The organism is Deltaproteobacteria bacterium GWA2_45_12 (assembly GCA_001797365.1).
Classification (GTDB): domain Bacteria; phylum UBA10199; class UBA10199; order UBA10199; family UBA10199; genus UBA10199.
This window is the reverse complement of the sequence record MGPH01000006.1, coordinates 20,666-41,731: the sequence shown is the minus strand read 5'-3', so window position 1 is coordinate 41,731 and position 21,066 is coordinate 20,666. Positions and strand designations below refer to the sequence as shown.

Annotated in this window: 11 protein-coding genes and 2 pseudogenes (1 of these 13 running past the window's edge); 8 read left to right on the top strand and 5 right to left on the bottom strand. The window is 47.2% G+C overall.

Annotated elements, in window-relative coordinates:
• The 5 genes and pseudogenes from A2048_02915 to A2048_02895 all read left to right on the top strand — a co-directional run bounded on the left by A2048_02915 (window position 1) and on the right by A2048_02895 (window position 5,367).
• Window positions 1-1,196 (top strand): annotated as a pseudogene (locus tag A2048_02915) (hypothetical protein).
• Window positions 1,197-1,325: 129 nt separating this feature from the next.
• The gene (locus tag A2048_02910) at window positions 1,326-2,189 is read left to right on the top strand and encodes a hypothetical protein (protein ID OGP10778.1); all 864 of its coding nucleotides are present in this window, start codon (window positions 1,326-1,328) and stop codon (window positions 2,187-2,189) included.
• A 144-nt stretch (window positions 2,190-2,333) separates the two neighbouring features.
• Window positions 2,334-4,640, top strand: coding sequence for a hypothetical protein (locus A2048_02905; GenBank protein OGP10777.1), 2,307 nt, complete (start codon window positions 2,334-2,336; stop codon window positions 4,638-4,640).
• Window positions 4,631-4,930, top strand: a complete 300-nt coding sequence (locus A2048_02900) for a hypothetical protein (GenBank protein ID OGP10776.1) — start codon at window positions 4,631-4,633, stop codon at window positions 4,928-4,930. The genes A2048_02905 and A2048_02900 overlap by 10 nt, the downstream gene beginning before the upstream one ends.
• The gene (locus tag A2048_02895; protein ID OGP10775.1) at window positions 4,927-5,367 is read left to right on the top strand and encodes a toxin PIN; all 441 of its coding nucleotides are present in this window, start codon (window positions 4,927-4,929) and stop codon (window positions 5,365-5,367) included. The genes A2048_02900 and A2048_02895 overlap by 4 nt, the downstream gene beginning before the upstream one ends.
• A gap of 111 nt (window positions 5,368-5,478) precedes the next feature.
• Here A2048_02895 and A2048_02890 read toward each other — a convergent pair whose 3' ends face one another.
• The 5 genes from A2048_02890 to A2048_02870 are packed head-to-tail and all read right to left on the bottom strand — an operon-like array spanning window position 5,479 to window position 11,575.
• A complete protein-coding gene (locus A2048_02890) occupies window positions 5,479-8,217 on the bottom strand; it encodes a hypothetical protein (protein OGP10774.1) in 2,739 nt (912 codons plus the stop codon).
• A gap of 54 nt (window positions 8,218-8,271) precedes the next feature.
• A complete protein-coding gene (locus A2048_02885) occupies window positions 8,272-8,460 on the bottom strand; it encodes a hypothetical protein (protein ID OGP10773.1) in 189 nt (62 codons plus the stop codon).
• 45 nt (window positions 8,461-8,505) lie between these two features.
• Window positions 8,506-9,243 (bottom strand): short-chain dehydrogenase, encoded by a 738-nt coding sequence (locus A2048_02880; GenBank protein ID OGP10772.1) that lies wholly within the window; start codon window positions 9,241-9,243, stop codon window positions 8,506-8,508.
• A gap of 10 nt (window positions 9,244-9,253) precedes the next feature.
• A complete protein-coding gene (locus A2048_02875) occupies window positions 9,254-10,633 on the bottom strand; it encodes an FAD-linked oxidase (protein OGP10771.1) in 1,380 nt (459 codons plus the stop codon).
• 57 nt (window positions 10,634-10,690) lie between these two features.
• A complete protein-coding gene (locus tag A2048_02870) occupies window positions 10,691-11,575 on the bottom strand; it encodes a hypothetical protein (protein ID OGP10770.1) in 885 nt (294 codons plus the stop codon).
• Between the two features lie 81 nt (window positions 11,576-11,656).
• Here A2048_02870 and A2048_02865 point away from each other — a divergent pair, with 81 nt between their 5' ends.
• The 3 genes and pseudogenes from A2048_02865 to A2048_02855 form a co-directional block, all read left to right on the top strand.
• A complete protein-coding gene (locus tag A2048_02865; protein ID OGP10769.1) occupies window positions 11,657-13,393 on the top strand; it encodes a hypothetical protein in 1,737 nt (578 codons plus the stop codon).
• Between the two features lie 7 nt (window positions 13,394-13,400).
• On the top strand, window positions 13,401-13,997 hold the full coding sequence (locus tag A2048_02860; GenBank protein OGP10768.1) for a hypothetical protein: 597 nt from the start codon (window positions 13,401-13,403) through the stop codon (window positions 13,995-13,997).
• Window positions 13,998-14,327: 330 nt separating this feature from the next.
• A pseudogene (locus tag A2048_02855) lies at window positions 14,328-21,066 on the top strand (hypothetical protein); it runs 2,252 nt beyond the window's last position.

Genomic DNA, 21,066 nt, shown 5'->3' with positions numbered 1-21,066 from the left:
CGCTTCCACGCTCTGCTGCTGATCTGGATCTTGTCGAAAAGACAGCAACGACCATGCGGAACGACTTGCAGCAAAACAGTTCCTTCCATGTTCTTGATTCAAACAGGGTGAATACCATTCTTAACTATCATCTTGGTTCTCTTAAAAGTGAGATGACTTTACCCTCTACAGCCGAACGCCATTTGGCGCGAGCCAAGCAGCACTGGTTTAACCGTGAATATGGCGATGCCGAAGTTTCTGTCAATCAAGCCATTGCATTCCTTAAACTTGAAAAAGAAAAGGGCGATCTTTTGGTGGATGCCCTTTTGACCAAAGCCGTTGTTTTTCAGGAAACCAAAAGAATGACTGAATCAAAAGAAGTGTTTAATCAGGTTTTGAAAGTGGACCCCTCTCTGACCATGGAAGGGCTTCCCTTGGCGGGTCAAACACGTCAGGTGTTTAATCAGGTGAGGCGGGAGGTTTTGGAAAGGCAGAGCGGGGGCTTGGAAATCAGGACGGATCCTCCTGCCGTGGGAGTTTATTTAAATGGCATCCGCAAGGGAGTCACCCCCCTGACCCTGAATCATCTGCCCGAAGGAAATTATCTCTTATCGCTTGAGGCCAATCATTATCTGTCTGTTCACGAACCCGTTTATATTACGGCCAGTACCACCCAAATTGTGAATCGCAAATTGCGCTGGCAACCGCAAAGTGAAAAGGCCCAATTTAAAATGGGCGCTCCGCGTTCGACGCCCGAGGGGCTGCAGGAAGCCGTGAAAACAGCTTCCCAGGTGGGGGATGCCTTGAAGGTTGATAAAGTTGTTCTGGTGACCACGGAAACAAAAGCCGGAAAAACCCATGTGGTTGTACGCACCATTGATACGGGTTTGCAGGCTTCCCATAACCCCATTGATGTCCCTGCCGAAAACATCCTGAAAAATGAAGAGGTCGCTGTCGGAAAAATTGTGGCCCAGGTTAAGGAACAAGGAAGGTCCAATGTGCTGCTTGACCCCCAAAAATATCTGGAGCCCGATACGGGGGATATACGCGTGATGCGACGTGTGAGGCCTTTTTCAAAGTCGCCGGTTTTTTATTCTCTTTTAGGTGTGCTTATTGGAGGGGCCGTGGGGGTTACGGTGGGGACTCTTTTAAATGATGGAAGCGGGGATGGAAGTTCTTCTTCATCCGATGAGGGTGGGGTGGATATTGGATTTTAATGGTTCGACCACCGCGTAGCGGGGTCCCGTTTGCGGGACGGGGCTTCAGCCGGAGGCTGATCCGTTCTCTGGCGGACACCATGTCCAAGTCTGGACACCCTGAGCTTGTCGAAGGGTGACAATTTTGAAATGAACTATAGAAAATTTTTATTATCTTTTTTATTTTCTTCCCTTTTCTTTTTTCAACTCCATTGCGGTGGAGGCGAAGAAGGAAAGATAGAATTCATTTCGGATAATCTGGCCCTGGTTGTCAGTAATACACAGTCTTTTAATCCCAACATCAATCACGGAAAAATTATTTACTACGAAATAACAGTGACGGGCCCTGATCTGGGGAAAAAATTCATCAAACGTTTTTCAACTAAGACCAGGCGGGCCCGTGTTTTGGGTATTCCTGTGGGGAAAAGCCGCACTATTTTAGTGGAAGCTTTTAATGCCAATGGTGTGGTGATTCGCCGTGCCAAAAAAGAAGGTGTGGCCATTGAAGGTGCCAAGCTTACCCAAGTGCAGTTGGCCATGGATGCAGTTCCCATTTTCACCAATGTGGCTGACAAAGGCCTGGTGCGCCATGCCAAGACCAGACTGGGTATTTTTGGCGAGCCAAATTCTCGTCTGCGCATTCATGAAATTGATGATGAAGGGGATGCCTTGGAAGTATGGGTAAACCGATCCACCCATGTTGCTTATGTAGACACTTCCTCTGATGAAGGTTTGTTTTATTTTGATTTGCCACGGGTTGAATTGGGTATTCACCGTTTTCGTGTGACCGATGAAAATACGGGGGAATCATCAACCATACAAGCCAGTTTCTATGCGGACAAGATGCAGCCGGGATGGAATTTTGTATCCGGTGGAGATTTGGTCGATGAGGGGGAAACTCGCATGATGACAAGTGTCGGACAGTTTTTTTGGCACCCCGTTTGGAATTCAAAAAATGATTTTGACAATTATTCAACAAGTGAAGTGGTCAGTGCCGTTGCACAGGATCCGTAGGGGCGCCCCTTGGCGCGCCCCACAGGGAAGGGCGCAGCAAGCAGCGCCCGTACGAATTCCGTAGGCGCGCCCCACACGCCGGCAGGGAAAGCGGCGCCCATACGTTGGGGCGGTTGCGTTGCCCGCCCCTATACGGGAGTTAATATGTTTTCAAAAAACCTATTTGTCTTTACACTGATTTCATTGACTCTCTTTGCTTGCGGTGGAGGAGATGGGGGCCCTAGCGGCGATGCGGTAAGAACGGCTTTTCAATTTGATTTTCCCGAAGCTGTGGATGCGGTCAGTGGGGATGCCTTAAAAGTGTCTGCGGTTGTGACCGACTCTCATCCGGATGGAACCAGCACGGTCCTTATGAAGGAAAGGGATACAAAGCCAACCATCCGTGGCAATTATTCTTTGACAGCCGATGCTTTTAATAAGGGTCAGGAATATGATGTGACATTGAAAATTTATTATCGGGCTGATATGTTTGACGGGCTGAAGGCGGGCCCCACGGTTTTGGGGGAACAAAATCTTCCCGAATCAGTCAGCTTATCGACGGATTTTGCTTCATGTCCCACCCTTAGTTTGAATCCCGACAACTCTTTAACCCAAGGACGTAAATGGATGCTTTTGTGCAAGGCTAAAATCACCACTATTTTAAGTAAATCCCAACTTGTTCTTGTTCCCCTTGAAAATATTGATTGCGGTGGTTTTGATGCCGATGGCGACAATCTGGATAATTTGGATGAGCTTGATCGTTCGGTTCATCCTTTTAACGGGGATGTCGATCACGATTGTACTCCCGATGGCCAGGATGCCTTCCCCTTTGATGTGAGTGAATCACTTGATACGGACGGTGATGGTGTGGGGAACAATGCCGATAGTGATGACGATGCCGACGGTCTTCTGGATATCGCTGAACCGGATTTGGGAACCGATCCCTTAAAGGCGGATAGTGACGATGATGGGGTGGCCGATGGCTTTGATAATTGCCCTTTAAGCAAGGGTTCTGCAGATCAAACCGATCTTGATCTGGATGGGCAGGGCGATGTTTGTGACAATGATGATGACGGGGATGGATTAAATGATTCGGATGAGGTGCGGTTTGATGCTGATCCCTTTGATTCTGACACGGATGATGACGGGTTAAACGATGGTGCGGAAGTGGCCCGTGGAGCTTTTGTGTTGGATGCCGATTCGGATGATGACGGTGTTCTTGACGGTGCCGATGCTTTTCCCGTGGATGCCACGGAAAGCTTGGATGCCGATGGGGATGGCGTTGGGGATAATGCTGACTTGTGTGATGAGCAGGCGGAACCAACCAATGCCGATACGGATGGGGATGGGTTGGGCGATGCTTGTGACAATGATGATGATGGGGATGGAGTTCTTGACGTGGATGAATTACGTGTGGGTTCCAATCCTTTAAATGTGGATAGCGATGGGGATGGTCTGCTTGATTGGTTGGGGCAGGGAGGGCGCCCCGCTGATCGTGATAATTGCCTTATTGATGTCACTGTCGGTAACGAACTTGATGCCGATGGGGATGGTTATGCTGCAGGCACACGTTGTGATTGTGCCGATAATAATGCCAACCGTAATATTGGATGGACTGACCTGCCCGATGTCAGTGGTGTCGATAATGATTGCGATGGTGTGGATGGACGTGTGGCCAAAGCCGTTTTTGTTAGCCATGATAACGGCGATGACAATAACGATGGCAGTCTCAACAATCCTGTAGTGTCCATTGAAAAAGGGGCACAGTTGGCGAAAGCTACAGGCAAAGATGTTTATATTGAGAGTGGCAATTATATTTATGACGATGAGCCTTTTTATGTCCCATCCGGTTTAAAATTGTATGGGGGCTATGATGCCGGGTTTGGAAGCCGGAGTTTTTCTGCAACCCTTCTTGGAACAAATGTCTTATCCACTCTCGTTTTGGCCGACCAAACGGCTACGGGAACTCTTTTGGATGGGTTTTCTATTGTTGCCACACAGAATGCTCCAACCAGTATTACTGCCGTTTGGGTTGTTGAAGGGGAATTGACTTTAGCCAACAGTCTTGTCAACGCCTCCAATTTTTCCCATACAACGGTCATCGATGCAGAAGACGCTGTGCTTTATTTGTATAACAATGAAATGGAGCCGGTTGATGGGGACAATGTTTCCACAGCCATCCGGCTTTGGCATGTAACGGGTACTTTTGATGGCAATGTCATTGTGAATGCCCTGCCTTCCGGTCAGCGCACGGGGATTCTTTGTGATGACACCAGTGGCACCACTATTACTCTTTCCAACAATGTTATCGATATCTGGCCGGGAGTGGCTTTTGGAAACCCAAGCCGGGTTTACGTCAACGATTGTAATTTACAGAACGACATCCATTACAGGGCAGGCCCGTTTGATTCATTTGATTTGTTTAACGGGTTTTTAAATGGGGGTGGAAATCAGCTGGATGAGTGGTTTTAAAAATTATTGCCATATTTATGGGTTTTATGATATGGGTATATGGTATGAAAACAACCATTGATATATCTAATCCGCTTTTTAATGAGGCCAGGCGCTACGCGCAAAAAAACAACAAGACGTTCAAAGAGCTTGTTGAATCTGCGCTTCGGCAGTTTTTGAACATTTCCCGTTCTCCAAAGAAGTTTAAATTGAAAAAATGTGCTTTTAAGGGAAAAGGATTACAGGAAGGTATTCGTGAAGGAGATTGGGAACAGATACGTTCCCTTATTTATGAAGGGCGTGGTGGATGATAGCGGTTGACACCAATATATTAGTTTATGCCAATCGTGTGGATTCTCCCTTTTATGTCCAAGCGGATGCCTGCATTACTTCATTGGCTGAAAGTGGGGCGAGCTGGGCAATCCCTTGGCCCTGTCTTTATGAGTTTCTGACGGTTGTCACGCATCCTCGAATTTATAAGCCATCGACCCCGTTGAAAGAAGCTTGTCTCCAATTGGATTATTTGTTGCAGAGCCCAAACCTTCACTTGATTGGAGAAGATGCCGAATACTGGGTTGGTTTCCGAGAGCTGATTGAATCTTCCAAAATCACCGGCCCTCAAATACACGATGCCAAAATTGCGGCGATTTGCCTGCAAAACAATGTGCGTACCCTATGGACGTGTGATCATGATTTTAATCGTATCCCTTCTTTGAAGGTTATCAATCCCTTGGTAGCGATTCATTAAGTTTTTCTAAAAACCATTGATCGAACAAACAAAACCGGGACTTCATTGTAATGAAGGCCCGGGGCGAATGCGGCACATGAATGCCGAGGATTTTATGTGATAGAATTTCCCTTATGTACCATTTCTTTCAATCGTTGCCCCTCCGCAGAGGCCTGCCGTCACGGTGACGCTATCGTTACAGAAGTTAATGGTCACTGTTGGGTCCCCATCGCCTGAGATTCCGACAGTACAAGAGCAAAATTCGGGGTTTCCGAATTCAGGGGTGATGGTAAGCCCGGTGCATAAACCAGTACCATAGGTAAATGACAACCCGGCAGGGGTCGATTGATAGACTCCCGTAGTTATATTTTGTGTCAGTGTGAGTGTGGCTGTAACAACGGGAAGAGCTGGTCCGCAGGAAAAATTCTTCTCTGTAATTGTCCACGTGCCATTAAGGGCCCCATCAAAACCAGTTCCAGTTCCGGTCTCAGCAGTTCCAGTTCCAGTTCCAGTTCCAGTTCCAGTTCCAGTTCCAGTTCCAGTTCCAGTTCCAGTTCCAGTTCCAGTTCCAGTTCCAGTTCCAGTTCCAGTTTCGGTTCCTCCGCTTCCTATCCCAGGGCCGCCTGTAAATCCCCCAGTGAAACTTTCGCAGCCTGTGAGGATTGTAGGTGTACATGTCAAGGTAGAGGGATTGCAATCAAGGCATGGTTTGCAGTCGCTTGGTTTTTCACAGGCCCTACCTTCATCGGCTTGATCTATTGTATTGGTGAAGAATTGAAAGGATTCGGGAGAGGGTTGACATGTTTGACTACAAACACCATTTTCGCAAGTGGTGGCACAGATGTTGGGGGTACATTCAATGGGATAATTACAATTGTCACCCAAGTTTTTACTTCCAAAAAGCGCTGTTCCAGCTCCGGTGCCAAAAAAGGATTCAGCTTGGGTATTACTCAATTGGGCGCATCTTTGCCCGGCATCCGTATTTAAACAGGTTTCTGAACAACAATCACTATCAGAGGAGCATTCCATGAGAGGAGGCATGCACATATCATCTGGCCGACATGTTCCATTGATACATGTAGAGCCCGTCCCACAAGATACCAAATCGCTACAGAACCCTCCTTGTGCTCCATTGGCAGGGGCATCATGAACCGTATATCCTGAGAAAACCGCATTCCCAAAAACTCCCACGGTTCCCCCTGAAGCCGCGGTGAACATCCCCGGAGCCACCAGTTGCCGATACGTACAATGCCGTTCGCCGAAACCGTTGTAAGAACCCGTACAGGTTGTCAAATCGTCGCAATCATCATCGTCATCGCAAGAAAGTGTCATGAAGAGTGATCCGGCCACGCAGGTATTGCTGCTCTCTGTTGAGCCTGTGTCGCAGGTATCCCCTGGAAAACAATCATCATCATCATCGCAGGTGCAACTGCTGTCACCGGGGCGACATTTAAAAAAACCCGTTGTTTGAGTGGGATCAAAATTTCCGCCAGGGGCGTTATTGACAAACTGCGTGACGAAATCGCCGCAACCGCCATAGGCGCATGAGGCTGTGTTCTCACGTAGCAAATCCTTGAAATTGTCCATGAGGGTGGCAGGATTAAAATTGCCCAAGCTACCGGCATCGCGAATACGGGAAATAATATCATAGGCAGCGGTTGGGCCTAGATAATCGGCATCATAATCGTCTAGTTCATATTCTCCGGTTGTCTCATTCCGGGGAAGCGTGGCCATGACGGCAGCAGCACCCCGCCCAATATTATCCGGGTCCAATCCGCCGCCGTTACGCACATATCCTATAAAGGATCGTCTGGCTTCTGGATGGCCAAAGGCACTAAAAGGATTCTCCTCTAAACCTCCAGCAGCCCCACCCAAAAAGTCCCTGGCATAATTGCGCCACACGGTGGTCGGGTAGGTGCCCGCAGTCATTTCGGTGGAGGTTAGTTCCTGGAAAGGTCCCACCAAGGCGAGGAGGTCGGGTGTCACTCCGGCTGCAGTGGCATCATCCAAGGTGTCCTGCCAAGGGGAAGCACCATCTTCATCAAGGGTGCAGTAACTGGTGATGTAAGTGTTGATGGTGCTGGAGGAAGTTTCGGTTACATCCCCAGTGGCAATGCTTGCATCAGTCACCGCTGTTCCTACAACGGCTTCAAGGGCGGTGGCATCATCATCGGCCATGGCAGCTACAAGGGCATCCACGGTACTTTCGGTGGCTGTGCTGCTAGAGGTATAGTCGGCCGCTGCTTCAACCAAGGCGGCTGTGTATCCCCCCGCAGTGTCTGTGGCGGCCGTGTCATCGGCAACATCATCAAAGTAAGCAATGCTGGCATCAAAGGCGCTGTCCATATCAATAGTATCTTCGCATCCTACCAAGGTTCCATCGCATCCGACGATGGTGGCCGCCGTGGCGATGGTGGTGATTGTATTGACTTCAACAGGATCAGGAGTGCCCCCTGCGGTGACCGCCGCTTGTTGGGTGGTTGTGGGAATAATCAAGGTTTCAACAGGGGACATGGTGGGTGAATCAGCCACAATGATGATGCGTGCGCTATATTGGGCGGCAGTCAGACCTGTTACGGTGCACACACCATTGCTATCGGCCGTTACTTCGTTACCGATGGTGGTGCCACTTAAATCTTCAGCGTGGCAAGTCACCCCTCCAGCTGCCACTTCGGTAATGGCGGCTTTTACTCCTGCGGCTTTCATCAGTCCACGCATGGGCGAGGAGATACTGGAACTGGGCACCGTAACGGTGGCTTGAACACTCACATTGCCCGTGGCGCTGCTGCTATCATTGCCGTCCTCACCCGAGCAGGAAGTACTACCCACAATTAAAATGATACCAAGAATGAAATAGATAAATTTTTGCATAATTTACTTCCCCCTTTAATTCATAAAAAAATATTTTTTAGTCAGAGCACCCTTCTACCAAGCAATAAACCTGCCAAAAACAGCTCTCTTGAAAATAAGTGAAATCATGTTGTTAGCGATAAATGAGAGTGAGTTAAAAAGAAACAGATGGACAAAAGGATGGCAGTTTTTTTCGAATACTGAGTTAAGCTTTTGATTTTTAAATAAATTAAGAGGATGGGCAGAAAAGGTCGTATTCGTCATCTTTTTGACTGAAAAGATGGAGGAATCTTAAGCAATTCTAGACAACTACAACGATAGCTTCTTGAATTTTCCTTCCGGAATATTTCGCACCATAAGCATGATCCATCTCCAAAACCAGGGCAGATAAACAATGTCTTTTCGTTTTTCAATGGCTTTAACAATGCCACGGGCAATTTTTTGAGGAGAAGCAAAAAGAAAATTTTTCTTCATGCCCACTGTCATGGGAGTGTCGACATAACCCGGTTTAATCGTCAACAGATGCACCCCTTTTTTGAAAAGACGTTGACGCATCCCTTGAAGAAACACATGCACCGCAGATTTAGCAGCAGCATACACATAATTACTTTGTCTTCCCCGGTCACCGGCGACAGAAGTGATAATGGCCATGAACCCTTTTTGTCGTTCGCCAAAATAATTTCCCAATACCGTCAACAAAGAAATGAAACTGAGGGCGTTTATTTGGAATGTTTCCAGAGTTTTTTCGACACTTCGTTCGCATTCTGTTTGATTAGGTAAAAAACCGTGGGCCATCAGCACCCCATCAAAATCCCCAAAGGTTTGGATTATTTTTTTTAAAAACATTTCCTCATTTCCCATTTTGGTTGCATCAAAAAGAGCTGTTTCCACTTGAGTAGCCCCACGGATGACCAAGTCCTTGGCCAGGATGTCCATTTTTTCCTGGTTGCGTGCCACCAGAAATAGCGCAGCTCCGGAAGTGGCAAAAATTTTGGCCGTTTCTTGGGCTATGCTTGAAGTGGCGCCAATGATGAGGATTTTTTTCATGGTATTTCCTTTATTTTGTAACCCTTCTCCAAAAACTGGAAGAAAATTTTGGATCGATGAAATTCGAAAATTCCTTCCACTGTGGATAAAAATCTTGAAAATTCTTGGCCGACATTCGGGCATCCTTGGCCGGATAAACCTTTCCTCCGGCTTGGATCACCAAGATATCAAGCCCGTCTAGCAATTTAAAAATCTTTTGGCCATGAATAGGAAAATCCAGGGCGAGAGTGACCCCGGGTCGGGGAAAAGAAAGTATCCCGGGTGATGGTTTGTCGCCAAAAATTTTAAGGACACTTAAAAAAGAACCCAACCCCGTTTGTGCAATTTGGGCGAGCATTTTCTTGATTGTGTTTTGATGGTCTCCAAAAGGAATGACACATTGATATTGGAGAAAACCTTTTTTGCCGTACAAACGATTCCAATGGTGGAGGCGATCCAAGGGATAAAAAAAGGAATCATACGGAACAGTGTGAACACCCTGCTGTTTCTTTTTTAAAGAGTACCAGACAGAATTCATTGCCTTAAGTGTAAAGTGGTTTAAGAGCAGAGAGGGCATGTTAGGTAAGGGCAAACGTAAGGGTAGACGTAAGGGCAATTCATGAATTGCCCTTACTTGTGTCCTTACTTGTTCCCCTACGGCATGATTCCCCCTGAAAAAAATCCCACGGCCCAATTTTTTTCCTGAAGCCAGGCAATCGATCCAAGCTACTGTGTATTCGTGGGTGAGGTCGGAGGCAAGGGATAGTTCAAAAAAATCATCCAGGGTTGAAAAGGAAATAATTTCTTCATCGATCAGGGTATTCTCGATGCGTTTAAGTTTGATTTCGGCCCAAAGAATAAGTCCTGTCAAACCAAGCCCGCCGATGGTGGCTTTGAAAAAATCTTCATTTTGATTTGGGGAGCATAAAAGCCGCTCTCCATTGGAACGCAAAAGTTCAAATTGCAGTACGTGGCTGCCAAAGGTGCCAGCCCGGTGGTGGTTTTTACCATGGACGTCATTGGCGATGGCGCCTCCCACAGAAACAAATTTTGTTCCCGGAGTAACCGGCAAAAAATAACCGTGGGGGACAACCAGATCCAAAATTTCTGCAAGAGAAGTTCCTGCCTCGCATCGAAGCAGCCCCCGGGTTTTGTCCCCTACGCTCGTTGGCTTCGGGGACGAGCCTTGCTGGGTCAAACCCTCCGCCTTTGAAGGGTCTTGGGTCCAGGGCTTGCCCTGGGGTGCATACCATTGATCAAATTCAAGAAAATGGGAAAGCGGGGTTGTATCCAGCAGAATGCCGTTTTCATTCAGGCAACTATCACCATAACTTCGGCCATAAGCGTGAGGAAGGACGGGAAAGGGTAAAGAGGCCAAAGGGGGAAGTTCGTTTTGCCAGGACACGGACATAACCGAAGTATGCGTGATCTTCGGATAACCGCCCCATGATGAAGTGTGGTTCATGATTTATCCTGTGGCTCTGTGAATGAGAAAGGCAATGATGCTCCCTACCATGTAGCTGATGGGGTCACGAATGGCAAAGGCGATGGGGTCGTCATTCATTTTGCCCCGATGTGCCAAAAACCAGATGCGGGTGACCCAATAAAGTAAAAAGGGGGCGATAAACCATAGTGCAAACGGATGGTGATACAAACGGACGACGTCCCCGCTATTGATGTAAAGAATGAAGATGAGGACTGAAATAAATCCGGCGGCGGTCCCACCACTTGCAAGAAGGGTTTTGTCACTTCCCAGATAGTTCCGGTTGGCTACTTTTTTGTCCTCTTCCTTAAAAAGCGCCAGTTCTGAAAATCTTTTTACGAAGGCCAGGCTGATGAAAAAAAACATGGAGAAGGCTAGTAACCAGGGGGAAATAAGAACACGGGTGGCATGCGCTCCGGCAATAATTCGTAAGGTATAAAGCCCCGCCAAGACAAGCACATCAACAAGAAGCAGTTTTTTGAGGTAAACAGAATAAAGAAGAGAAACAAGAAAGTATAAAACAAGGGATTTAACAAAAAAAAGAGGTAGATAAAAAAGGGCCAGAAAGAATCCCATCCCTAAAAGAATGGGAATTAAAATCACTCCCATTTTGAAAGAGATGGCTCCCGAAGCAAGGGGGCGATATTTTTTGGAAGGGTGAAGCTGGTCCGCTTTAAGGTCTAAAAGATCGTTAAGAATGTAACCACCGGAGGCACAAAGACTAAAGGAAATGAAAGCGATCAGGGCTGCCAGGAGTTTTTCAGGATCGTCCATTTCATGAGCCAAAAATAATGGGATAAAAAGGAGCAGGTTTTTGGACCATTGATGAACTCGTATCCCTTTCAACCAAACAATCAAGTTTTTAAGCATGGCTTAACTTACCATTTTTAAGTCAAAACCTAAAAGCATTTTGAGTTGGTGGGGGGAATATGTTAAAAAGACAAAATCTCAATGAGAAAACTCCCATTCTTCTTCATCCTGCTTTTCGGCATTGCAATCACCTTTTTCTGGTTTTGGCTTTTTGGAGGGGTGACCTACGACGATTCATTCATCTATTTCAGATACGCCGCCAATTTTTTAAGGGGAAGGGGACTTGTTTTTAATATTGATGACCCAGTGGAGGGTTACACGGGCTATTTGTGGCAGATGATCGTTATTTTGGGCCTGTGGATTGGTTGGGATCCCATTGTCTTTGTTGAGTCGGTCAATGGGGTGGCCCTCATCTTTACAGCAGGGCTCTTGTTTTTGATGGGCCGGAGGTATTTTCAATCTTCTTATCTGGCTTTGGGGGCGCCTGTTCTCTTTCTTGTTTATCCTGGAAATGCTTTTTGGGCCATGGCGGGGTTGGAAACGAGTTTCTATGCTTTCTTGATGGTGGGTTGTATTTTTTTTGGCCTTTACCATGACCAAAATGCCTGGCAGCGGCGTTTTACAGGATTTTTATTTTGTCTTTTGGCATTAACGCGTGTGGAGGGGATTGCCTATTACGTTTTTTTCCTTTTTTTTGATACTTTTTGGAATTACCGGGAAAGTAAAAAAGTTAATTTCAAAAGATTCCTTGATTTTTGCTTCGGCCTTCCCTTTTTTGCATTTTATCTTTTTTCGCGGTGGCATGTTTATGGCCATCTTCTTCCCAATACTTATTACGCCAAGGTAGGCTTGAGTTCCCATGCCTTAAAAAACGGTTTTTATTATACGATCGATTGCATCAATACCAGCTTGGGGGGTGTGGTTTTATTCCTTGTTTTGTTGATCCACGGATGGTTTTTTTTACGCCATTCCAAGGCATGGTGTTTGTGGTTGGGTTTTGTGCTTCTTTCGTTTTTCTTGTGCATTACAGGGGGAGGGGACAATCTTTTTTTCTTCAGGTATTTAAATCCTGTTTTATCGTTTGGGTTCATCCTTGTGGCTGCTTTTTTGGCCCATGCCTTCAGGACGGCCTTGTTGATGACAAGCCTTCCATGGAAGTGGAGTACTTTATTTTTGGGGGTATTGCTGGTTTTTCATCTTGTATTTGGGGGGCTCTACGGTTTTTTTGGGGAAAACAGGGTTTTTCTTTTTGTGAGCAATAATCGTTCGTTTTTTACGATGGCCCGTTTTCACGGGCTCCTTTTTAAGAAGATGCTCGGCTCAGGGCAAAGCATTGCCTTAAACGCCATGCCTTTTGTGGCTTATTTTTATGATGGCCAGGTTTATGACATGCTGGGGCTTGTCGATAAAACCATTGCCCATCGGAAATTAGAAATGGGAAAACGCGTCCATGGGCATGAAAAAGGGGATGGGAATTATATTTTATCCCAACGTCCCACCCTCATCATGTTTAATGGAAGTCCCTTCCTTGATGGGATGCCAAGAACACTTGAAGAGTTTGCCAAACTTCATCCATGGCTTCATGTATCGGATGTAGAATTGATGCGAAACCCACGGTTTCATGATTTATATGAAGTGGTAAATTTCAAAATCCGGAATGGATATTCTTTTTTCTTTAAACTGAAAGGGGACCCCATTGATTATGATGCGGGGGACTCCTTTATAAAAAACAATGAGGCTCTTTTTTTGGGTGAATCCTTTGCCAAAAAGAAACCTTTTTTTGAAAAATCGCTCCAATTTTTTGGGAGCTTTATGCAAAGTAGGGCCGGGGCCATCTTTTTAAAGATCGAATGGTTCTTAGGCCCCTTATTGAGGTAATTTTTCTATGTCTGAACATTCCTCCATTTTGTTTTGGAAAAGTATGACGATCACTTTTTCTTTGGCCTTGATCGTCACGATAGGCGTGAGCTTTTATTCCCCCTGGAGAAAGCCCTTGTTTGAAAATTCTGATTTTGAAATGGGAAATTTAACCCATTGGACTCCCCATGATCTGGCTTTTGTGGATCAGCCGATTTTCCATGACAACCCCATCTATCGTGGATCAACGCCGGCACGTCCCCAGGGTCAATATTGGATTGGCAGTTTCGAAGATCGCAACAGCCCTGGCAAACCCTCCGGACATTCCCAAGGCGATCTTCCCATGGGAGAACTTGTTTCGGATGAATTTGAGATTACGGGGGATGTTATCACCTTTCTTATTGGGGGTGGGGATGGAAGCGGGCAAACAGGTGTGGCTTTACTTGTTGATGGAGAAGAAGTCCTTTTTGAGCCCGGTCGGGGCGCTTTAATTCAAAGTGAAAAAATGCTTCGTGTGGCTTGGAATGTTTCGCGTTGGAAGGGTTACAAGGCAAAAATTATCATTCGTGATCAATCCCAGGGATCATGGGGCCATATCAACGCTGATGATTTTCTCTATGACTGATTTCGATGTTATTTCTTATCATTAGCCAAATTTTTTTGTTCACTTACGCTTCATGATTTAGAAATGATCTTCATTTTCTCCTTAGCGTGCCTTGTCTAAGGCTCTGATGTTCTTTTCTTCTTTAACCAAGAAAAATTATCCCTATCACGATCAACCACATGGGTTGTTTTGATACAAAAATCCAAGAGATTAAATTGTATTTTTTTTTATGGGTTCACGAAAACCCAAATCATCTCAAGGGGATTTTTAAAAATTTTAATCGTCTAAATTTTGGCAGTCAAATTGCACTCAAACACCCTCATATAAGTTTTATCTTTTAAGGGAGGTGTTATGAAGAAGCATATCATTCTTGCTGGGGCCTTTTTTTGTCTGCTGATAACCTCATCATCTTTTGCGCAAGCCCAATCACAGGGTTTAACCGATATTACCGGCAATGCTTATGAAGCTGAGATCAGAGCCCTGGTGGATGCCGGTCTCTGGAGTATGAATGGTGCCACAGAATTTAAACCAAACGACCCCCTTTTATTAAAAGATGAAATTCATGTCCTTATTTTAGCTGCGGGGCTCTCCGATGAAGCCGCGGCATTTACAGGAGGAATTTGCACTAATTCACCTGAAATTTCCTACGCCAATTATTTAAAGATTGTCCAATATTCCACATGTCCCAACCTCAATGCCAAGATATCCATGGCGGGGGCTGTTGTTACGGCAGGAAAGACGCTTCTTAAAAATGGGGCCAATAACAGCAATTATTTTTGGATGTCATCGGTCAACTATAATGGTCCCAGTTCCTATTTAGTGCCGACAGCTCCTTTTGGCATTTCAAAAAGCTATTTCAAGTTTGCTTATCAACTGCAAGCCCTTCCAGGTTTTGATACGAATGCGGATCCTGCCTTGAATATTTACGGCAAAACGGTCATTAAACGAGGGGAAGCGGCTTATTTGATTTATCATGCCGTTGTGGTCCGCGATGAAAATATTCAGGTAGGGGATTATGCCATGTATCTGGCGGATGCCCAGGAAACTGCGGGGTTTCCTTCTCCGGTGAATGTCAATGAAGCGATGCCCCGTGGTTATGTACTGGGGTTGGCTATGCGTCTTTTGAAGTTGGAAGGATTTATGGATTATCCCGATGTGGTGGACAATCCTTTTGCAAATATCCCTGATGATTATGAATATATTCCCGAACTTGTTGAGGCCCATAACAAAAATATTTTGAGAACGGGGGAAGCCAATTTTAGTGGAGAAGCGGGGACATGGGTCTTTAGTTACGAAGCTTATCTCACCCGCAAGTTCGTGGCGGTATGGCTTTATCGCATGGTTCGAGATATCCCCGAACTGGCTTCCAGAATGAATACGATTAATGCCGAGAACTCTTTTCTTGTCTTTAGTGCGGATGACTTGGGAGCCAATCAATCGGATCTCATAAGAAAATTGGCACGCGTAGCCTATGTTACGGGTGGGCTTCCCTTGGCTGAAGTCGATGAAAATGGAGAAATCAATAGCCATTTTAATGGAGTGCCTGAAATTGAAGAAAGCATTGTGATGATTTATAGATTCTTGGGGGTTGATCCCACCGAAATGCGTGATGCCGATGAAGATGGTATTTCTGATAGCCAGGATAATTGCCCCGATGTTGCAAACCAGGATCAACAAAATACCGATGGAGATGATGAAGGAAATGCCTGTGATCTTGATGATGATAACGATGGAATAAGTGATGAAATGGATAATTGTTCCCTTCTAACCAATCCAGCTCAGGAAGATGTTGATCGTGATGGAGTAGGGGATGTGTGCGACTCCATCATTGATAGCGACCGTGATGGTGTTGGTGATGCTACTGATAATTGCCCGTCTGTTTCCAACCTGGATCAAACGGATTTGGATAACGATGGTGTGGGAGATGCCTGTGATGCCCTTGTAGACCGTGATGGTGATGCGGTTGCAGATTTGGCAGATAATTGCCCTCTGTTATCCAATCTTGACCAAAAAAATACCGATGGGGATGCATTAGGTGATGTATGTGACGGGGATGATGATGACGACTCTGTTTCTGATGCTTCGGACAATTGCCCCCTTACCTCCAATTCAAATCAAACCGATATTGATCATGACAATATTGGAGACGCCTGTGATCCTCTCATTGACCGCGATGCCGATGGGATCATGGATTCTGTCGATAATTGTCCCGACATGGCCAATGGCACCCAAGCCGATGCCGATGATGATGGTGTGGGCGATGCCTGTGATGCAAGCCCCGATCCTGTCCCCGAACCTTCGGCTAATTTTTGTCCCCCTTATTTGGAATCACCCCTGTATGCCGGCAGGGAAAGGAGTAGTCAGATTATCCTTAACCCCCCAAGTTCATCTACGGACTTTAGTTGGTTGATTACCATCTCTAACACCGCACCCAACACGGAAGTTCTTCTTAGGGATGGCATTTATCCATTTCCGGATGCTGATGAGCTTAACTATGACAGATATAAAATACGCGATGATGTCACTGTACGCAGCTTGAGTGGAAATAGAAACGGCGTGATCGTTGTCGGGCAAGGGTTTGGTCCCATGAGCGAGGGCTTTTTGATTACGGGGAAGAATGTTGTTGTTGCGGACCTATCCATTACAAACATGCGCAACCATGGCATCGCCATCAAGGGCGAGTTAGGTGCCGAAGCGGCTCATATTTATAATGTGAATATGTATGATATTGGGACACAAATGATCAAAGGGACTCCCGATTCGGTGAATGGCTCAAGTAACAATGTTATCGCTTGCTCCAAGTTTGGTTACACCACCCTTGATAAAATTGAGGGGGACTATATTGCCGCCATCGATCTTCACCGTTTTCACAACACGCTCATTCGCGATAACCTGATTTATAATTTCATGGGAGACGGATCCGGTTGCGAAGTGGATATCGATTGCGGAACCTATGTGACTCATCCTGCGATCCTGATTTGGAACCAGTCAACAGAAACGCTCATCGAGCGCAATGTTTTCCTCAATAATTTCCGTTCCATTGCCCTGGGTCTTACCAGTGGGCACACTGGGGGTATTGTGCGGAACAATTTCATCTATCGAAGCCTGCCTGGTGATGCAGGAATTGAGCTCCAGACCGCCAACGGAACCAAAGTTTACAATAACACTGTCCGAATCGTCGGTTATCAGGGAGCCATTGAGGCCCGGCAGTCCCAAAATCTCGATATCCGAAACAATCTCCTAAGTTCGCCGTTTTACAACCGCGGAAGCAATACCGGTTTGAACGTTCAGAATAATATCGGTGATGCCAAGGATTCTGATTTCATCGTGGCCGATGATGTTCACCTGGTTTCCGATGCGCGTGTGACGGGAATGGGTTCCGTGTTGACGGATGTGACTCAGGATATTGACGGGGAAGGCCGTAATGGTTCCAACGACATTGGTGCCGACCAATATTCCTCTGAGGTCAATCCGAATCCCACCCCAACTCCTCCAAGTGATGCCGACGGGGATGGAGTGGCTGATGCTTCCGATAATTGCGCCTCTGTTTCCAATGCCAACCAATTAAATACCGACGGAGATGCGCAAGGCGATGCCTGTGATTCCGATGATGACAACGATGGAGTTGCCGATGCTCAGGATGCCTTTCCGACCAATGCCAACGAATCGGTCGATAGCGATGGAGACGGCACGGGTAATAATGCCGATACCGACGATGACGGTGATGCGGCAAGCGATAGTGTTGATAATTGCCCCATGGCCTCAAATCCCAATCAGGCCGATTCGGATGGAGATGGATTAGGAGATGTTTGTGATGCGACTCCTAGTGGAGAGGGTGGCGGCACGGGCGAACTTAATATTCCTCTTTCTATAAGCCTACCCGCTGGGGCTTCCGGATCTGTGCCTGTAACCACCGGTGTTCCTGTACCCCTTGATGAGGTGGGCCCCTTTACCGTTGTTGATAGCCAGGATGTGGCTGTGCCCACACAGACACGTATTCAAGTAAAATCCACGCATCAATGGCTGCTTGTGGATTTTCAAGCCATGGCGGGCAAGACCTATTTCCTCAAAAATGGCCAGAGCCCAGCCCCAGCCACCGCGGTGACAAGTTCTGCTCGCACAGGGGGTGGAGTGACTGTGAATACGGGAGCAGGGCGTTTTGAAGTTCCTGCAACCAGTGATCTCTTGGCCAATGTTTTTAATGCTTCCAACCAGCTTGTTGCCTCTGGGGGTCAATGGAACTGGCCCTCCAAAGCAGCCACTGTTGATATTGTGGAGGCTGGACCCATGCGGGTCATGCTTCGCGTAAGTGCCAGAAGCCTCACGAGCAATCTTGATTTAACGGCAAGACTCCATTTCTACGCTGGCAAACCCCATGTCCGTGCCCAAATTACCTTGGGAAACATGAGTGATAATTGTGATGACCTGAATAATACTCCCGATTGCATCTATGTTGATGGTAGCCGTAGTCTTTCTTTGGAGGATGTGACTTGGGCATTGAATTTGTCCAATCCGTCTTCCAAGGATGAGGTTCTTTATCAAGATTCCAGCGGAACCGACCAATGGAACCGTTATGCGGGACGAACCCCACGCATGCAATCCGGTGTCACTTTCCGCGGATTCCAACGTCGCGTCAACGGCACCGTTACTGAATCGGGAAACATGGCCAATGGTATTTTGAGCTATGATGGGATTGGAGCCGAGGTTCCTTATTTCCGTGAAAATTTCCCCAAAGCGCTTCGTGCCAAAAATGGAAAATTGGAATTCGGGATTTTCCCGGCGGAATTTTCCACCGTCCATCGCTTAAGACCGGGGGAAGAGAAAACCCACGAGTTATGGCTTACCCTAGATACTCAAACACCTCCCGTGTGGAAAGCAAAAGCAACCCCGTCCTTTGAACATCTTCGCCAAACCCATGCCTTGGGTTTCATGGGACCCCGGGTTGCGGGAAGCAATAGTGAATATGAGACATACATCGATATCCAATTCAATCGCAACGGCACATTGCCTTCACGATCCTGGGAGTGCAGTGGAAGCCTGGGTGGTGATTGCTCGCTGACCAATTCAATTGAGGAATTTGATCATTTTGGTTGGACGGACTTTGGCGATATCCCCGTCGATTTCGAGCAGGGAACAGCACCTTACAATTTAAAATACGATGTGAACCTGGGATACCTACAACAATGCCTAAGGACAGGGGATCCCACTTATTGCAAATGGGCTGAAATTTCCAACAGACATTTTGCGGATATCGACATCATGCATTGCCGCCCTGACGATAACGGAAGCCTCTACTGCGGTGGAAATTGGGCACACAGTGTTCATGACGAATCCGGCATTCGTAACCCCCATCGCAACGCGAACACCCCCAATCCAGATTTGATTCAGGGGATAGCGGGATTGGTTGGTTGGAGCCTTTTGACAGGGGATGATGTGACCCGGGATGCTGCCCTTGAAATGTCCCAAAGTCTTTATACGCGTATGTCCAACGACAGATCCACTTCTTGTGCCATCGATGCATGGGGAGGAGGGAACGGAAGTGGTTATGGCATGCTGGGTGCCAACGCCAGAGCGGCTGGTAACGTGGGGCGCAACATGACCTGGGCCTACAAATTAACGGGCAATACAAATTACCTTAATAGTGCTGCGGGTACAGCGCGCTGGTACCAATGTGAACTTTCCCAAACCCAATGTGTCAGTGGCAGCTATGGTTGGTCGTATGGTCTTGTAGGTCGGGCCATTGGCGAGTACATCGTGGCCAGCCGTGATGCGAACATTCCTCTTGATCCTGATGCACTCCCAGCGATGAATGGTGTGCTCAATGTTATGAAGCAAAGCACGGTGATAGAAGGCAATAAGGCACTCTGGGGTCCGACTGCCTCCTGCCCGAATGTTCCACGTCAGGTCAGTTCTTGGCTTGCTTTGGGTTCGGATGCCTTTGCCTTGGGTTATGCAGTGACCGGTGATGAAACTTTATTGGATGACTATGCCGCCCCCTATTTTGAAGCGGCCTCCGATGATCCATTTTATGAAGGTGATTTGAACACACAATACCATTTCACCAAAGAACATGTGAACATGGTCACCACCGGGTTGGTTTACCTTCACTTTGCCAATGGGGGAAGTGTTCCAAATCCAAACCCCAATCCTAATCCGGACACCGATGGCGATGGCGTGCCCGATTCATCGGATAATTGCTCCATGGTCGTTAATGCCAACCAGGCCGATGCCGATGGTGATGGAGTGGGTGATCTTTGTGACCCAACGCCCAACCCAGCTCCTATCGACACCGATGGCGATGGGGTGCCTGATGCATCGGATAATTGTTCCATGGTCATCAACGCCAACCAAGCAGATGCCGATGGCGATGGTGTGGGAGACCTTTGTGATGCTTCGCCAAATCCCAATCCTGATCCCAGCCCCAGCCCTGCCGGTTCATTAAGTTTTCAAGAAGGGGCCGGTGGATATTCTGGGACCAGGGATACAGGTGTGGGGGCCAGAGCCTATCCCCCTGAAAATGTCGCCAATTATGGGGGGGCGGGGACCTTACGCACCTACAGTTATGGCGATCGCCAGATGCTCATCAGGTTTGATTTAAGTCAAATTCCCACAGGGGCCGCCATTGATAGTGCTAGTCTGGAATTGTTTGCTGAGGCCATTGAGTATCCCAGCAGCCCTGCCATCCATTGCTATCGTGTGACCCAAGATTGGGTTGAAGGATCTAAGCTCCACGAATGGGATGGGACGGCCGATGGCGCCACTTGGATCAGTCGCGGGCCGGGCATGGCCAATTGGACCACGGCCGGTGGAACTTTTGCCGAAGAAGTTTGTTCGACCAACGTCGCTGTCGGGCAAAAATCATCCTGCGATGTGAAGAGTGCCGTTCAAAAATGGGCCAATGGGACCGCACCGAATTACGGTCTTATGTGCCGCAATGAAATTGAATGGGCCAATGGGATGTTGTTTACTTCGTCTGAAGGAGCCAATGCGGCCAACCGCCCCAAGCTGACAGTTAATTACAATGGGGGAAGCGGAACGCCCCCACCTTCAGATGCCGATGGCGATGGGGTTGCTGATGGCAGCGATAATT

What these genes read in the sequence shown, in the direction of transcription:
- A2048_02910 (OGP10778.1), top strand. Translation starts at nt 1,326, where the DNA reads ATGAACTATAGAAAATTTTTATTATCTTTTTTATTTTCTTCCCTTTTC.
- A2048_02905 (OGP10777.1), top strand. Translation starts at nt 2,334, where the DNA reads ATGTTTTCAAAAAACCTATTTGTCTTTACACTGATTTCATTGACTCTC.
- A2048_02895 (OGP10775.1), top strand. Translation starts at nt 4,927, where the DNA reads ATGATAGCGGTTGACACCAATATATTAGTTTATGCCAATCGTGTGGAT.
- A2048_02890 (OGP10774.1), bottom strand. Translation starts at nt 8,217, where the DNA reads ATGCAAAAATTTATCTATTTCATTCTTGGTATCATTTTAATTGTGGGT.
- A2048_02885 (OGP10773.1), bottom strand. Translation starts at nt 8,460, where the DNA reads ATGACGAATACGACCTTTTCTGCCCATCCTCTTAATTTATTTAAAAAT.
- A2048_02880 (OGP10772.1), bottom strand. Translation starts at nt 9,243, where the DNA reads ATGAAAAAAATCCTCATCATTGGCGCCACTTCAAGCATAGCCCAAGAA.
- A2048_02875 (OGP10771.1), bottom strand. Translation starts at nt 10,633, where the DNA reads ATGTCCGTGTCCTGGCAAAACGAACTTCCCCCTTTGGCCTCTTTACCC.
- A2048_02870 (OGP10770.1), bottom strand. Translation starts at nt 11,575, where the DNA reads ATGCTTAAAAACTTGATTGTTTGGTTGAAAGGGATACGAGTTCATCAA.
- A2048_02865 (OGP10769.1), top strand. Translation starts at nt 11,657, where the DNA reads ATGAGAAAACTCCCATTCTTCTTCATCCTGCTTTTCGGCATTGCAATC.
- A2048_02860 (OGP10768.1), top strand. Translation starts at nt 13,401, where the DNA reads ATGTCTGAACATTCCTCCATTTTGTTTTGGAAAAGTATGACGATCACT.